The organism is Sphingobium sp. MP9-4, from assembly GCF_005281675.1.
GTDB classification, from domain to species: domain Bacteria; phylum Pseudomonadota; class Alphaproteobacteria; order Sphingomonadales; family Sphingomonadaceae; genus Sphingobium; species Sphingobium yanoikuyae.
Map to the genome: position 1 here is coordinate 1 of NZ_LUFI01000020.1, position 15,314 is coordinate 15,314.

Annotated in this window: 16 protein-coding genes; 9 read left to right on the top strand and 7 right to left on the bottom strand. The window is 67.7% G+C overall.

From position 1 onward, the window contains the following. Positions 1-965, top strand: a 965-nt coding sequence (locus tag A0U87_RS04220; RefSeq protein WP_137405239.1) for an integrase, incomplete at its 5' end; no start/stop codon positions are given. A gap of 121 nt (positions 966-1,086) precedes the next feature. Here A0U87_RS04220 and A0U87_RS04225 read toward each other — a convergent pair. The 7 genes from A0U87_RS04225 to A0U87_RS04255 all read right to left on the bottom strand — a co-directional run bounded on the left by A0U87_RS04225 (position 1,087) and on the right by A0U87_RS04255 (position 9,682). Then, the gene (locus A0U87_RS04225) at positions 1,087-2,382 is read right to left on the bottom strand and encodes a hypothetical protein (protein WP_013039108.1); all 1,296 of its coding nucleotides are present in this window, start codon (positions 2,380-2,382) and stop codon (positions 1,087-1,089) included. Between the two features lie 248 nt (positions 2,383-2,630). Continuing rightward, the gene (locus A0U87_RS04230; protein ID WP_007683329.1) at positions 2,631-3,020 is read right to left on the bottom strand and encodes a copper-binding protein; all 390 of its coding nucleotides are present in this window, start codon (positions 3,018-3,020) and stop codon (positions 2,631-2,633) included. An 11-nt stretch (positions 3,021-3,031) separates the two neighbouring features. Then, positions 3,032-6,175, bottom strand: coding sequence for an efflux RND transporter permease subunit (locus tag A0U87_RS04235; protein WP_066861558.1), 3,144 nt, complete (start codon positions 6,173-6,175; stop codon positions 3,032-3,034). Next, on the bottom strand, positions 6,172-7,662 hold the full coding sequence (locus A0U87_RS04240) for an efflux RND transporter periplasmic adaptor subunit (protein ID WP_007406384.1): 1,491 nt from the start codon (positions 7,660-7,662) through the stop codon (positions 6,172-6,174). The genes A0U87_RS04235 and A0U87_RS04240 overlap by 4 nt, the downstream gene beginning before the upstream one ends. Beyond that, positions 7,659-8,921, bottom strand: a complete 1,263-nt coding sequence (locus tag A0U87_RS04245; protein WP_013039107.1) for a TolC family protein — start codon at positions 8,919-8,921, stop codon at positions 7,659-7,661. Before A0U87_RS04245 ends, A0U87_RS04240 begins: the two co-directional genes overlap by 4 nt. A gap of 63 nt (positions 8,922-8,984) precedes the next feature. Next, positions 8,985-9,242: a hypothetical protein gene (locus A0U87_RS04250; RefSeq protein ID WP_007683334.1), complete on the bottom strand. Its 258-nt coding sequence runs from the start codon at positions 9,240-9,242 to the stop codon at positions 8,985-8,987. A gap of 77 nt (positions 9,243-9,319) precedes the next feature. Next, complete coding sequence (locus A0U87_RS04255; protein WP_007406428.1) at positions 9,320-9,682, bottom strand: hypothetical protein; 363 nt, start codon at positions 9,680-9,682, stop codon at positions 9,320-9,322. A gap of 243 nt (positions 9,683-9,925) precedes the next feature. Here A0U87_RS04255 and A0U87_RS04260 point away from each other — a divergent pair, with 243 nt between their 5' ends. The 8 genes from A0U87_RS04260 to A0U87_RS04295 all read left to right on the top strand — a co-directional run bounded on the left by A0U87_RS04260 (position 9,926) and on the right by A0U87_RS04295 (position 15,313). Next, positions 9,926-10,282, top strand: coding sequence for a hypothetical protein (locus tag A0U87_RS04260; protein WP_004212653.1), 357 nt, complete (start codon positions 9,926-9,928; stop codon positions 10,280-10,282). A 142-nt stretch (positions 10,283-10,424) separates the two neighbouring features. Beyond that, the gene (locus tag A0U87_RS04265; RefSeq protein ID WP_007406417.1) at positions 10,425-10,904 is read left to right on the top strand and encodes a heavy metal-responsive transcriptional regulator; all 480 of its coding nucleotides are present in this window, start codon (positions 10,425-10,427) and stop codon (positions 10,902-10,904) included. Then, positions 10,901-11,122, top strand: a complete 222-nt coding sequence (locus tag A0U87_RS04270) for a hypothetical protein (RefSeq protein ID WP_007406426.1) — start codon at positions 10,901-10,903, stop codon at positions 11,120-11,122. The genes A0U87_RS04265 and A0U87_RS04270 overlap by 4 nt, the downstream gene beginning before the upstream one ends. Before the next feature lie 59 nt (positions 11,123-11,181). Further along, entirely contained in the window at positions 11,182-11,502 is a 321-nt protein-coding gene (locus A0U87_RS04275; RefSeq protein WP_007406382.1) for a hypothetical protein, read from the top strand. A gap of 23 nt (positions 11,503-11,525) precedes the next feature. Continuing rightward, the gene (locus A0U87_RS04280; RefSeq protein WP_030089529.1) at positions 11,526-13,436 is read left to right on the top strand and encodes a 2Fe-2S iron-sulfur cluster-binding protein; all 1,911 of its coding nucleotides are present in this window, start codon (positions 11,526-11,528) and stop codon (positions 13,434-13,436) included. Continuing rightward, complete coding sequence (locus A0U87_RS04285) at positions 13,436-14,164, top strand: hypothetical protein (RefSeq protein WP_007406424.1); 729 nt, start codon at positions 13,436-13,438, stop codon at positions 14,162-14,164. The genes A0U87_RS04280 and A0U87_RS04285 overlap by 1 nt, the downstream gene beginning before the upstream one ends. Further along, positions 14,161-14,883, top strand: a complete 723-nt coding sequence (locus A0U87_RS04290; RefSeq protein ID WP_007406380.1) for a hypothetical protein — start codon at positions 14,161-14,163, stop codon at positions 14,881-14,883. The genes A0U87_RS04285 and A0U87_RS04290 overlap by 4 nt, the downstream gene beginning before the upstream one ends. Continuing rightward, the gene (locus A0U87_RS04295) at positions 14,870-15,313 is read left to right on the top strand and encodes a DUF1622 domain-containing protein (protein WP_007406411.1); all 444 of its coding nucleotides are present in this window, start codon (positions 14,870-14,872) and stop codon (positions 15,311-15,313) included. Before A0U87_RS04290 ends, A0U87_RS04295 begins: the two co-directional genes overlap by 14 nt. The last annotated feature ends 1 nt before the right edge of the window (position 15,314 follow it).

Here is a 15,314-nt window from a genome sequence, read left to right on the forward strand (position 1 = left end):
CCGACTATCTCGACTCGCGGGCAGGCAAGGGGAGCCGCCCAGCCTCGCTATCCCGCTACAAGGCGTCGATCGCCAAGATCCATCAGTTGCTCGAACTCAAGGACCCAACCCCCGCGCCGCTGGTGAAGCTGCGGCTGCAAGCGGTGCGCCGTGAGAAGGGCGCAGCGCAGAAGCAGGCAAGGCCGCTGCGGTTCAAGGGGCCGGTGCGCGACGTGGAACGCGACAAGGCGCGTGGTCTCAACGTCCGGGCGCTGCTCGAGAGCTGCGGAAACGATCTGCCGGGGCTGCGCGATCGCGCGCTGCTGTCTGCCGCCTATGACACCGGCCTGCGTGCGTCCGAGTTGGTAGCCGTGGCCATCGAGCATATCGAAGAGGCGATCGATCCCGAGGCGCGGCTGCTGCAGATCCTGCGCAGCAAGGGCGATCAAGACGGGGAGGGGGCAACCGCCTATCTCAGCCCGCGTACCGTGTCGGCGATCGCGGCCTGGACCGAAGCGGCCGGGATCACGGCGGGGCCGCTGTTCCGGCGGGTGCAGGTGCGGCGCTACAAGGCGCGCGCCGCCGTGCGCGGTCGGCCGATCGACAGCATCTCGGGGCGGGAGACCTGGGATCTGCGCAAGACGCTGCCCAGGCCTGCGGTGAAGGCGCGGGTCGAATATGACATCGGCACCGTCGCGCTGCACCCGGGTTCGATCGGGCCGATCTTCCGCTCGATCATCCAGCGCGCGTTCGATCGTGGCGCTCTGCCCGACCTCACAGCCGAGGATCTGGCGCGGCTGCTCAAGGGCATCAGCGCGCACTCGACGCGGATCGGGCTGAACCAGGATCTGTTTGCGAGCGGAGAGGATCTGGCTGGGATCATGGATGCATTGCGGTGGAAGTCACCGCGAATGCCACTCGCCTATAATCGCAACCTTGCTGCAGAGCAGGGCGCAGCGGGCAGGCTGATGGCGAAGATCGGCTGATGGGGTCGCTGGTCGACTCGATTGCAGGAGGGCGTCGCTCCCCAAGCAACCTCATCGGACCGGCATGAGCTTATGGAGCTGGCCGGTGGCCCTTGCCAGCAGCGGCACAATGGTCCGTGTTTCAGGGAAGGGGGCTTGAGATCGCCTTGATGGCCTTCAATCCCGTTCCAAAACGAGCGATCGCGTCCCTGTTTCTCTCCAGCTCGCCATAGGGCAGATAGGCGAAGTCGAGATCGGCAATACGGCTGAAAGCCGGGCGACGGAGTTGCGCGCGAACGTCCTGCTCGCGCGCATTCGGTGCGACCAGGAATAGCCCGGCGGCAGCGTGCAGATCGCTCCCCGACAGCGCCAGATCGAGCATGCGCACGATCCCCGAGTAGATCGAGGTCGAATGTTCAACCTCGAACGCGGCGGCGACGCCGTCGCCACCCTTCGCCAGCCACAACACGTCGATGAGGCGGATCGAGTCCGCTCCGGGAGAGGTCGCAATGGCGTCTGGAAGGCGCTCGAGGCATCCCTGTCCAAGCGGGCAGCCAGCGTGAAGTCGACCGCGGTCATTGGCGGCGATCCACACATCGTAACCGAGGGCATGGCCGAGGTCGCGCAGCCAGGCCTGGATTTCGGCGTGCGTGCGATCGGTTTCGCCCTGCGCGGCGGCTGTCTTGTCGAGCCGGCTTGCCTCCGCTCTGGCATGTTCCAATCTGCCGAGCCAGTCGTCGGCCGCCGTTGCGTCATCCTCCAGCGGTGGCGCGGGATAGCGGCCCGAGCCAATGTCGAACAACAGTCCGCCGATCGCGCCGAGATCGTTGGAGAGCAACTCGCGGTAACGGTCGTTGAGGTCGAGGATGCCGGCGCGCATGGCGAGAAAATGATCCCATGACCCGAGCTTCACCTTGGCGCCGGTGACGGCATTGTAGCCCTTGACGATCGCGGTATTGAAGGGCGGCACCAGCGTCGGGTGAAGGAAATAGAGCAGGTTGGCCGCCGCCGGCCCCAGCCCCTTGATCTTGAGCGCGTCTATGCTGCGGATGTGGCTGATGATCTCCTCGGCGGTATCGCAGCACGAGCAATTGTCGAGCAGGCGACCGAACGCCCGCTGGTTGTCCGGGCTTTCGTAGATGTCTGGAATGCGCAGCTTGGGCTTCCACAGCCAGGCATGGTCGGCGCCCTTGAAGATCTGCCGCTGTTCGGCGATCGAGTGGACAACCGTTTCCAGTGACGAGCCGCGATAGGCGACGCCGAACCGCCCACTTTCGATTTCTGCGACCACCTGCTGCAGCCCGCGACGGATGGAGCGGAAGTTTTTCAGCCGTTCGTCCCACAGAAACCAGGAGCGATAGGTGGCGCCGGGATCGTCTCGCCAACGACGGACAAGCTCGCTCACGAGATCATGATGTGTCGCGGGTAACAAGGTCATACTGGCTGGGTCATCTAAACTGGGCTCCTTGCCGTTCAGGCTATCGCGAGCAAGGGCGGCTTGCACGTTCAATGTGCGATCCGCGAAGCGTGCTCAAATTGTCGGTGATCGCGCAGGGAAACGCCGCTGGCATTGGGCGTTGCCGGTCGCAACCGTCGACCGGGCGCACAGCCAGGCAGACGGCCGGCACGGGCGTCGCCGCCCGGGAGCGGCGACGCAACCAGCTTTTTCCGGTCGAACTTAGCGGATCACTGCTTTGCGATCGCGGTGACCTCGCCATCGCTGCCCTTGAGCGAGAGGTCGAAATCGACCTTGTCGCCGACCTTGACCGCATCGGTGATCGACGGCGCGGCCTTGAACGCCATCGTCATCGCGGGCCACTTGGCCTCCGGGATCGGACCATGATCGAGCGTGATCGTGCCTGCCGCCTTGTCGATCGCGGTGACGGTGCCATGGCCCTTGGCCTTGATCGCGGCGTTCGCGTCAGGCGCCATCGACATGTTGCCCATGTCGCCGCTCATGGTCGCGGCGGGCGCCGCCTCGTTGGTCTCAGTCGCAACGGGGGCCTCCGCCTTCTTGCCGCACGCGGCAGTCAGGGCGGCGAGGCCGAGGGCAATGGTCAGTCGTGCATGGTTCATCGTCTTCTCCTTCATGATGAAACGGGTTGAGGGATGGGATCGGTCTTGGGCCGGCGCAACAGCAGGTAGGCGGCGGGCAGGACGAACATTGAGAGCAAGGGCGCGGTCAGCATGCCGCCGATCATCGGCGCGGCAATCCGGCTCATGACCTCCGAACCCGCGCCTGATCCCAGCAGGATCGGCAGCAGGCCGGCCAGGATCACCGCCACCGTCATCGCCTTGGGACGGACGCGCAGCAGCGCGCCTTCGCGCACGGCGGCCTCGACCTCGGCAGCGTCCGGATGTGCGCCGCGCTCGGCCAGCGCGTTCTTGAGATAGATCAGCATCACCACCCCGAACTCGGCGGAGACGCCGGCGAGCGCGATGAACCCGACCCCGGTGGCGATCGACTGGTTGAACCCCAGCAGATAAAGCGTCCAGATGCCGCCGGTCAGCGCAAACGGCAGCGTCCCCATGATCAGCGCCGCCTCGTCGAAGCGGCCGAAGATGAGGTAGAGCAGCACGAAGATGATCAGCAGCGTCGCGGGCACGACCAGCTTCAAGCGGTCGACCGCGCGCTCGAGATATTCGAACTGGCCAGAGTAAGCGATGCTGACCCCAGGCGAGAGCCTGACCTGTTTCGCCACCGCACGCTGCAGATCGCCGACCACCGAGGCAAGATCGCGCCCGCGCACATCGACGTAGACCCAGGTCGAAGGCCGGGCATTCTCGGTCTTGAGCATCGGCGGTCCCTCGGCGATCGAGACGTTTGCCACGGTGCCCAAGGTGATCTGCTGGCCCGCGGGCGTCAGGATCGGTAGCGCCCGCAGCCTTTCGAGGCTGTCGCGCAATTCGCGCGGATAGCGCACGCTGATCGGATAGCGGGCGAGGCCCTCGACCGTCTCGCCGATCGTCTCGCCGCCGATCGCGCCGGAGACGAGGGCCTGGACGTCGGCGATGTTGAGCCCGAACCGCGCGGCGGCGGCGCGGTCTATGTCGACATCGACATAGCGTCCGCCGGTCAGCCGCTCGGCGAGCGCCGAGCTGACGCCGGGCACGCTCCTGGCCACGGTCTCGACATCATGCGCGATGCGGTCGAGCTCGGCGAGGTCACTGCCCGACACCTTGACCCCGATCGGGCTCTTGATGCCCGTCGCGAGCATGTCGATGCGGTTGCGGATCGGCGGCACCCAGATATTGGCGAGACCCGGAAGCTTCACCCGGCGATCGAGCTCGTCGACAAGGCGTTCGGGCGTCATGCCCGACCGCCACTGGTCGCGGGGCTTGAATTGGATCGTCGTCTCGAACATTTCGAGCGGCGCGGGATCGGTCGCGGTCTCGGCGCGGCCGGCCTTGCCGAACACGCTTTCGACTTCGGGCACGGTCTTGATCAGGCGGTCGGTCTGCTGGAGCAGCTCACTCGCCTTGGCGGCCGAGAGGCCCGGCAGCGCCGAGGGCATGTAGAGCAGGTCGCCCTCGTCGAGATTGGGCATGAACTCGCCGCCGAGCCGGCTGAGCGGCCAGGCCGTGGTGGCGAACACCAGAGCCGCGATCAGCAGCACTGCCTTGGGCCGCTTCATCGTCCAGTCGATCGCGGGCCGGTAGATATTGGTGAGCCAGCGATTGACCGGATTGGCCTGCTCGGCCGGAATGCGGCCCCGGATCAGCCAGCCCATCAGGATCGGCACCAGGGTCACCGACAGGATCGCGGCCGCGCCCATCGCATAGGTCTTGGTGAAGGCGAGCGGCGCGAACAGCCGGCCTTCCTGCGCCTCCAGGGTGAAGACCGGAATGAACGACAGCGTGATGATCAGCAGGCTGAAGAACAGCGCCGGCCCGACCTCGGCCGCCGCCTCGGTGACGACGATCCAGCGCATCTCGCCATCGAGATGTCTGTCCGGGTGATCCTGCTCCCAGCGTTCGATCCTCTTGTGGGCGTTCTCGATCATGACGACCGCCGCATCCACCATCGCGCCGATGGCGATGGCGATGCCGCCCAGCGACATGATGTTGGCGTTCACCCCCTGGAACCGCATTACGACGAACGCGGCCAGCACACCGAGCGGCAAGGTCAGGATCGCGACCAGCGCCGAGCGGACGTGCCAGAGGAACAGGGCGCAGACCAATGCGACGACGATGAACTCCTCGACCAGCTTGCGGGTGAGGTTCTCGACCGCGCGATCGATCAGCTGCGAGCGGTCATAGACCGTGACCACCTCGACGCCCGGCGGCAGGCTTTTCCTGAGATCGGCGAGCTTGTCCTTGACCGCCGCGATGGTCTCACGGGCGTTCTTGCCTGACCGAAGAATAACGACGCCGCCGGCGACCTCGCCTTCGCCGTTCAGTTCGGCGATGCCGCGCCGCATCTCGGGGCCGACCTGGATCGTGGCGACATCGCCGAGCCGGACGGGCACGCCGCCCGCCGCAGTCTTGAGCGGGATTGCCCGGAAATCGTCGAGCGTTTTCAGATAGCCCGAGGCGCGGACCATATATTCGGCCTCGGCCATTTCCAGCACCGAGCCGCCGGCTTCCTGATTGGCTTGGCTGATCGCCTGCACTGCCTGGGCGTGGGTTACGCCGTAGGCCGCGAGCTTCACCGGATCGAGCAGCACCTGGTACTGCTTGACCATGCCGCCGATGCTGGCGACTTCGGCCACGCCGGTCACGGTCTTCAGCTCGTAGCGCAGGAACCAGTCCTGCAACCCGCGAAGCTGCGAGAGATCGTGCCGGCCGGTGCGGTCGACCAGCGCATATTCATAGACCCAGCCGACCCCGGTCGCGTCCGGCCCGAGCGCGCTGCGGGCGCTGGCCGGCAACCGACCCTGGACCTGGTTGAGATATTCGAGCACGCGGCTGCGCGCCCAGTAGAGATCGGTGCCGTCCTCGAAGATCACATAGACGAAGCTGTCGCCGAAGAAGCTATAGCCGCGCACCGTCTTGGCGCCGGGCACCGACAGCATGGTGGTGGTGAGCGGATAGGTGATCTGGTTCTCGACGATCTGCGGCGCCTGACCCGGATAGGAAGTGCGGATCACGACCTGCACGTCGGAAAGATCGGGCAGCGCGTCGATCGGGGTCGAGCGCACCGCCCACAGGCCCGCGCCGACCAGCGCGAGCATGCCGAGCACGACGAAGAAGCGGTTCCTCACCGACCAGCGGATGAGATGGGCGATCACTGGCCCGCCACCTTCGCCATATGCCGCAGCGTCGGTCCCGCCGGGGGCCGGTCGAACCCGAACCGGACCCGGTCACCCGCCTTGAAGCCGCGCGCGATGCCCGGATTGGCGAGCGCGAAGGTCATCGTCATCGCCGGCCAGTCGAGCGCGGGAACGGGCTCGTGGCTGAGCGTCACCGAATTGGCCGTGATCCGCTCGATCTTGCCGGTCGTCTCGTACAGCGTGGCTTTCGACGCCGGCGCGGCGATGGTCGCCGATGCCGCACCGCCGCCGATCGGCCGCGCCTCGATTCCCGACAGGCTCGCCTCGGAATCGATCAGGAACTGCCCCGAGACGACGACGTTCTCGCCGGGCGACAGGCCGGCAAGGATCTCGGTCTCGCCGCCTGCCTCGCGGCCGATGCGGACCTCGGCGGGATGATAGCGCCCGTCGCCTGCGGCCAGCATGACGAGCGTGCGCCTGCCCGTGCGGATCACCGCTTCGCTCGGCACCAGCAGCGCCGGCTTGGCATCGCCGCCAAGCGCGACGCTGGCGAACATGCCCGGCCGCAACCGGCCGTCCCGGTTGGGCAGCTCGATCCGCACGGTGAGCGTGCGGCTGTCGGCCTGCGTGGTCGGCAGGATCGCGATCACCCGGCCGGCGAAGCGCTCGCCGGGGAAGCCCGCCAGCGTGGTGCTGGCATTCTGGCCGACCCGGACATCGCCCGCGCGCGCTTCGGGCACCGCGGCATTGAGCCAGACGGTGCCGAGCCCGCTTACCTGGGCGAGCGTCTGGCCCATGGCGAGCGTCACGCCGGCACGGGCGTCGAGCGTCTGGATCGTGCCCGAGATCGGCGTCGTGATCGTCACCACGCCGTTCGGGCGTCCGCTCCGCTCGACGCTGGCGATGAGGCCGTCGGACATGCCCATCAGCCGCAGTCGCTGGCGCGCGGCCGCGGTGAGGTCGGGCTTGCCGAGCCGCCTGACGCTCAGATATTCGGTCTGCGCGCCGCCCCATTCGGGCAGGAGCAGGTCCGCGATCGGCGCGCCGGCGCGGACCACGTCCCCGGGCGCTCGCGCATAGACGCGGCTCACGAACCCGCCCGAACGCGCCTGGATGACGGCGACGTCGCGCTGGTTGAAGTCGATCGTGCCGGTGACCTCGAGGGCCGAGGCAAGGCTGCCCATCTTCGCCGCGACGACCCGCAATCCCAGGCTCTGCCGCGCGGCGGGATCGACGGCGACCGTGGGGGCCGCGCCGGCGCTTCCTCCGTCCGCGTATCGCGGCACGAGCTGCATATCCATGAAGGGCGACTTGCCGGGCTTGTCGAACTTCTGGTTGGGGAACATCGGATCGTACCAGTAAAGGACTTTGCCTGCCCCGGCGGGCGTGGTCGCCTCCGATTGCGGTGCCTGGCGATGGCCAGCCCAATAGCCTGTGCCGCCGGCCAGCAGCGCCACAGCCAGGATCGATGCGCCCCAGCGCAGCGCGGATTTATCGAGCGTCATGGCCGCTCCTCCCCATAGGTGATAGTGATGCGGACCGCGTCGCGCGCGACGTCGGCTTCGCGGTTGAGCGCCTCGACCTCGGCCTCCGCGAGCCCGAGCGTCGTGAGCAGCGCGGCGCCAAGGTCGAGCTTGCCGGCGCCATAGCTGTCGCGGTCGAGCTCGGCGCGGTGCCTGGCGAGTGGCACCAGCGTCTCGCGGGCATTGCGCAACCGGGAGAGATGCATGGCATGGTCTGCGAGATCGGCGTCGAGCTGCGCCACCAGCTCGCGGCGGATCGCCTCGCGGTCGAACCGACCCCCTTGCGCAAGGCTCTCGCTTGCAGCGATCCTGGGGTTCTGGCGCTTGCCGGCGAACAGCGGCAGGTCGATCGACACGCCGACCGAGGCCATGTCGCCGTACATGGGATCGCGCCGGCCATAGGTGACGCCGACCTTCCAGTCGGGGCGCTTGTCGGCGCGCGCGAGACGCACGTCCGCTTCGGCGACTGCGATCCGCGCGTCCTGCGCGCGCAGGGCGGGAAGCGCATCGATCCCGGCCCGCAGCCGGATCGGATCGACATCGAGCATCGGCGGGTCGCCCGTCGCCTGCGGGTCGGGGTCGCCGGTATAGCGCGCGAGCCGGGCCCGCGCCTGCGCCACCACCGCAGCCATCTCGGCGCGGCGATCGGCGATGGCGGCGCGGAGCTGGTCGGGCTCGAGCGCCTGGCTCGGGCGCGCGCTGCCCGACGCCAGGCGTGCGGTCACGGTCTTCTGCAGGTCGTCGAGGCTGGCATCGAGCAGGTCGAGCTGCCGGAGCCGGCGTTCTCCATAATAGAGATCGACCCAGGCGAGGGCGGTCTCGAGCCGCACGTTGCGGCCTTCGACCAGCTCGCCCGCCTCGGCGATACCGATATCGGCCGCGGCGCGCGCGGCGCGTGCATGGCGCTTGGCGAGATTGGGGAAGGTCTGGCTGAACCCGATCGTCGCCATAGTGAAATCGTCGCGCGTGAAGCTGCCGGCATTGGGGCCGCTCACCGGGAAGTTCTGCAGGCCCAGGTCGAGCGTCGGATCGGGCAGGCGATCGGCCGCGACCGCCGAAGAGCGGGCGCCGGCTGTCGCCGCCGCGCGCGCCTTGAGGCTTGGCGCGTTGGCGGCAGCGAGCCTCACTGCCTGCTCGTAGGTGAGCGGGCCGGCCGACACCGGCACGGCCCAGGCGCTCGCAAGCGTCGCACCGATAGAGAGCAACAGGCGTCGCACAGCGCGCCTCGGCATCATGATCATGGATATCATCCCCTCATGACAGAGGCGGCGCGCCAAGATGTGACGCGCCGCTCCGGAGCGGGTTTAGCCCTTGTCCGACCTGACTGCGCCGCGCATGCAGTCGGCGGCGCTTGCCTGCATCATCGCGCAATCGCAGCTGGCCATGTCCCGGCTGTCGGGCACCCATATGCGGACACGCGCAGGGCCAGTCGCCCGCGGACCATATTGCGGCGCCGACCGCCATTCCCAATGGCCTTGCGGCGTGCGGCTCGCGTCGGTTGCAAGCGCAGGCGCGGCGAGACTGAGGGCCGCCACAAGGGCGGCCGGAAGCAGTTTGATCATCACGAAAACCTTTGACTGAAAAGAAGGAAACCGGGCGCGCACGCATCGATCGATGCGCGCAGCCCGTGCTCGTTCAATCAGGCAAGGCTGGTGGGAGGATCCGGCTCGGGCGCAACCGCCTTGCCGGTCAATATCGTGTCGGTCGTCCAGAAGCTGGGCGCGTCGTAGAGACGCGCAGGCGCAACGCCGCCTGCCAGGTCCGCTGCGACCAGCGGGATCACGCACCCCATCGCGGCGATGCAATCGAGCGTCAGGCCCTTGCAGGGCTTTTCGCTGGGCGCAGGCTGCTGCTTGGCCATCATCGCCATGCAGTCCGCATCCATGCCCTTGGCCAGCGGCGCGCCTGCCGCCTGCGGCACGCTGTGCGCGGCCGCCATCTGGGCTCCGAAGAGACCGGACAGCGCTCCGATGACGAGCAGGAGGGCGAGCAGGCGTTTCACGGGCCTCGATATCTAGCGGGTTTCGCGGGCGCAGCCAACCAAAGTCTCGCGCCGCGCGGATTTTGAAGTGCTGACGGCTGATTCCGTCAACTCCGCGTCAATAAAGATCCGGCCCGGGGAAGAAGATCGGCTGCGGCCTCTACGTATATCGAGGCTGGACCCGGGACCGTAGTCCCAAGCCTGAAGAGACGCTCTTCCCCTCGGCAAAGTCCGGGCGGTGGCTTACCATCCAAGGAGGTGAATATGGTCAGAAAAACTCTCATGGTCGCGCTTGCCGGCATTTCGATGCTTGCTGCCGTCCCCGCTATGGCCCAGGGCATCGGGCACAGCCTGTTCATGCGCGGCTCGATCGTCGACACGGGCAGCAACGGCACGGTCGTCTGCATCGGCAAGGCCGATGGCGCCGAGGTCGGCCAGAAGCTCGAGGTCTATCGCGTCGTGACCCATCCGGGTCCGTCCAAGGGCGTGGCGCCGACCTATCACCGCCAGCTCGTCGGCCATGTGACGATCGACCATATCTTTGACGATCACTTCGCGCACGTGTCCGTCGCCGACGGCACGCCTGCCAGGCACGACATCGTCGAGCTTCGCAAGAACTGACAAGCCGGTGGCCCGGCGGCACGGGCTGCCCTGCGACGCGTCGGGGCAGCCCGTGCCGCCGGCGACGAGGAGACCGTTCGGGGTCAAAGCGAAACCGCTTGACCCTGGACCATGGTCCAACCGGCATGATCGAGCGGATGACATGGGCAATTTCAAGATCGGCGAACTGGCCGCGGCCGCAGGCGTGGGGCGGGATACGATCCGCTATTATGAGCGGATGGGCCTGCTGCGCGAGCCCGCGCGCACGGCAGCGGGCTACAGGCTCTACGACGCGACCGACCTCGAGCGCGTCAATTTCATCCGCTCGGCGCAGGAGCTTGGTTTCACACTCGAACAGGCCCGGCAGCTGCTGGCGCTCAGGGCGTCGGACACCGCGCATGCCCAGGCCGTGCTCGATATCACGCTTGCCAAGATCGCGGACGCCGAAGCCCGGCTCGAGCGCCTGTCGGATATCCGCGACATGCTGCGGATGCTCGCCGACGAATGCCCGGGCGAAGTGCCGGTCTCCGATTGCCCGATCCTCGCCTTCCTGACGGCGCGGCGGAAAGACCAGCAGCATAACAAGAAACATCAGGCAGCGCAGGACGAACGATCACCACGAGCGAAAGGGGTTTTGTCATGAAGAAAATGCGTTTGATCGCCGTCCTCACGCCGGCGCTGCTTCTAGGCGCCTGTGTGACCACGCGGCCGACCTCGGCGCAGGTCGAGAGTTGCCGGGCGATGGAGGGCAATATGGGTCTCCAGACGCCGCATGATCATGGCGAGATGAAGGGGCAGGGGCGCAACCCGATGAACCTCTCGCACGACCGGTGTCTCCGGATTCTGCGCAGCGCGCAATGAGCCGGTCCGGACGCCAGGGATGGCGCCCGGACACAGTTTTCAAGCCAAGGAGCAAAGCCATGATCGACCATGCGAAGAAAGCCCTTCCACTTGTCGGCGGAAGCCTGTTGCTGGCGCTCGCGCTTTCGGGCTGCGACCGCCAGGCCGACCAGACGGTGCCGCCCGCGGCGAACAGCGTCGCCGCCACCCCGGTCCTGACCGACAGCGGCAACGCTGCAGACGCGGCGCCGATGGACGCGATGAGCAACCAGGCCGAGATGGAGCGGCATCACCGTCAGGCGATGGACCATGACGCGATGCGCGCCGGGGCCGGCAACCAGACCGCGCCGGCACCCGATCCCGCGCCGGGCAATGCGGCGATGCCGATGAAGGATATGTAGGCTCGCACACTAAGGGGATGAGGATGTCCAGGCGGATCAGCCTTCGACGCTTGAGCCTCGGCTGCGCAATCGCTCTCAGCCTGTCCGCGAGCGCGGGCGCGCAGGAGGGCGAGGATCATGCCGCGCATCATGGCGCAGGCATGCCGGCCGGCGGGGGCATGTCCGCACCGGCAGAGCCGGGGTCGTCGGACATGGCGAAGATGATGAACCCCATGATGGATCGCATGATCAATGGGGAAGGGGAGAATGAGCACGGCCACGAATCGCGCCGGACCGGCTTCATCTCGCAGCTGCTCGCCTTTCCCGCGCTTGACGAAGCGGCAAGGCAGCGGGTCGCTGCGCAGGCCGGCGAACGGGTAAGCACGGGTCTGGCGATGATCAACGCCGCCTCGGCCGACGGCGCGCGTGCGACCACGGTCTCGGCCCGGCTCGATGCGGCGCGGCGCCTGCGCGAGGGAACCGACCTGTTCCGCTCCGGCACCGCCGCGCAGGGCGCGATCGGGGGCTTGCAGCCGCCCCGGGAGGTCGGGCTTGCCTGGCTGCGCGATCAGCTCGACATCGACCAGGCCGCGCCCGGCCATGCCGATCACTGGTTCGGCATCTCGCCCTCGCACCTCCTTCTCATGCTGTTCCTGGGGCTGGTGAGCGCCACGCTTATCGCGCTGCAGATCTTCCGCCTGCGGCGGATCGGGGCGATCGCCGGCGGTGTCGCCACCGCCAAGGTTCCAGCAAAGCCGGAGCCGAAGGCTGCCCCTCCCGCTACCAGGGTTGCGCCCGCGCCTGCACCCGTTGCCGACAGCGCCGGGCTCGCGCCGAGCAATGCGGCCGCACCCGCTGGGGCGTCGCTGCGCAAGCCCAAAAGCTGGGCGGGGCAGCTGCGCGTGGTCCAGATCGTGCGAGAGACGCCGAGCGTGCTGACCTTCCGGCTCGCGGACCCGACCGCCGACCGGCTGCCGTTCGACTTCCTGCCGGGCCAGTTCCTGCAGGTCGAGGTAGAGCCCGAAGCGGGCAAGACCGCGCGCCGTTCCTACACGATCGCCTCTTCGCCGACCCAGCGGGCCTATGTCGAACTGACGGTCAAGCGCGAGGAGCAGGGCGTGGTCTCGCGATACCTGCACGACAAGGTCGTCGCCGACGATCTGCTGAAGGTCAGCGGACCGTTCGGCGCCTTCACCTTCACGGGAACGGATGCCCAGAGCATCGTGCTGATCGCGGGCGGGGTCGGCATCACCCCGATGATGTCGGTGCTGCGCTATCTCACCGACACCGCGTGGAAGGGTGATATCTTCTTCTTCTACGGCGCACGGTCGACCGAGGAATTCGTGTTCCGCGACGAGCTCGAGCGGCTCGAACGCCGTTTTCCCAACCTCCATGTCGTCGCCGCGATGCAGCGCGCGCCCGGCACCGTCTGGATGGGCCCCGAAGGACCGATCACCCGTGAGATGATCCTGGCCGCGGTGCCGGAGATCGCGAGCCGGCGCATCCATATGTGCGGCCCGCCGGCGATGATGGGCGCGATGCGCGGCGTGCTGGCGGAACTCGGCGTCCCCGAAGCGCAGCTGCACACCGAGGCGTTCGGTCCGGCCTCGCTGCCGGCCGACCACGAGGATCTCGAGGTCAAGCCCGCGCCCCCGCCAGCGGATAAGCCGGCCCCGAGCGCCGAGGTGGCGCCGAGCACGGTGACCTTCTCCGTGTCGGGGGTGTCGGCGGCCTTGCCCGCGGACGAGACCGTGCTGGAGGCGGCCGAGGGCGCGGGCGTCGAGATCCCCTATGCATGCCGTGCGGGCACATGCGGCGCCTGCGTGGTCAAGCTGCTGCAGGGCGAAGTGACGATGGAGGTCGAATCCGGCCTTGCGCCCGCCGACAAGGCGCAAGGCTATGTGCTCGCGTGCCAGGCGAAGGGGACGGGCACGCCGCTCGTGGTCGAAGCCTGATGCGCGAACGCAGCGACATTGCCGTGGGCCTGCTGGTCGCGTTCCTGCTGCTGTTCCCGTTCGGCTATCTCGTGCATGTGTCGCCCCGCTTTCCGGGTAGCCTGGCCGGCGGGATCATCGGGATCGCAGCGCTCGTGCTGATGCTGCTGACGCTTCCTTATGTCGCGGCCAAGCACATCGCCTGGGTCGACAAGGCGCTCTCCCGGGTCGTCAGCAAGCCAACCCTGCTCGCCATCCACATCTATGCCGGCGTGCTGGCGCCGATCCTGGGTCTGGTCCACGCCGCGCACAAGCTCGAAAGCCCGGTCGGCCTGCTTCTGACCGTCCTCCTGCTGATGACGGTCATCACCGGCTTCATCGGCCGCTACCTGCTTGCCCAGCTTGGTCGGGCGCTGCGCGGACGCAGGTCAGAACTGGCCTCGCTTCGCGCCGCCTTCCTCGAGGAGCCGGCGGCGCCGACGCAGGCCGATACCGCAGCCCCGCCGCTGTCGGGCTGGAAGCGCTATCTGTTCGTCGCCGGGGATGCGTCCGCGGGCCAGCGCCCCCAGGACAAGGCGGGGATCGCCGCAGCGCTGGCCGATACCGAATTCGCGATCCGTGCCGAAGAGGCAACCAACACCCTGTTCGCGCGGTGGCGGTTCCTGCACATCCTGCTGGGCTGTCTCATCTTCGCGCTGCTCGCGCTCCACGTCGGCGCGGCGATCTATTACGGGCTGCGCTGGCTATGAGCTGGCAGCGTCTTTCCTACGCCGTCTTCATCGCAGCCCTGCTGGTGATGGTCGCCGCGGTCGCGATCCGGATGCGATCGGACGCGCCGAGGGATGCCGGCCTGGTGGCGCAGCTCGTCTCGCCCGGCCCGCTCTCGAGCGCGCACCAGTCCTTTGCCGGCCAATGCACGGCCTGCCACACGCCGGGCAAGGGCGTCGAAACCCGGACCTGTCTCACCTGCCATGCGGGCACCGATTTCGGGACGAAGCAGTCGACGCAGTTCCACGCGAAAGCGACGCAGTGCACCTCCTGCCACGTCGAACATGAGGGAGAGCGCGGCATCATCCGCATGGATCACGCCGCGTTGCTCGACATGGCGAAGTGGCGGCAGCCTTTGGCGGGCATGTCGACAAACACTCGAAGCCTGACCCCCGAGACCGCGCTCAATTGCGCGAGCTGCCATGCGTTCCGCGATCCGCACCAGGGCCTGTTCGGCACCGACTGCGCGAGCTGCCACAAGACCGACAGCTGGAAGATCGCCAATTACCGCCATCCATCGGTCAATTCGACGCAGTGCGCCGAGTGCCACAAGGCGCCGCCGAGTCACTTCATGGAGCATTTCAGCATGGTCTCGCAGCGCGCAGCCGGATCGAAGGCGCGCGTCGACCAATGCTATGCCTGTCACGCCACCGACAGCTTCAACAATATCCGCAAGCGAGGCTGGTATGATCACCATTGAGGCCGACTGGCTGAGCGCCTTCTTCCGGCTCGCGGTGATCGGCCTGGAACTGGCGGGCACGCTGACCATCCTGGTCGGCGCGGGGCTCGCAACCTTTCTGTTTGCGCGGCGGGCGAGGGCGGGCGACCGAACCGAGGCCTATAGCGCGTTCCGCTCGGCGCTCGGCCGCAGCATCCTGCTCGGCCTGGAATTTCTGGTCGCCGGCGACATCGTCAAGTCGCTGGTGATCAACCCAACGCTCGACGATCTCATCGTTCTGGCCGGGCTGGTGCTGGTGCGGACCTTCCTGAGCATCTCGCTCGGGGTCGAGATCAACGGCCACTGGCCCTGGGAGGAAACCCGGATGGCGCGGGAGAAGGCGCGTGCGGCGTCGGATGGGTCGCCTGCGACGGCTGAGGCCGCCGGATGCGGCACAGCGCTCAAGGGATAGC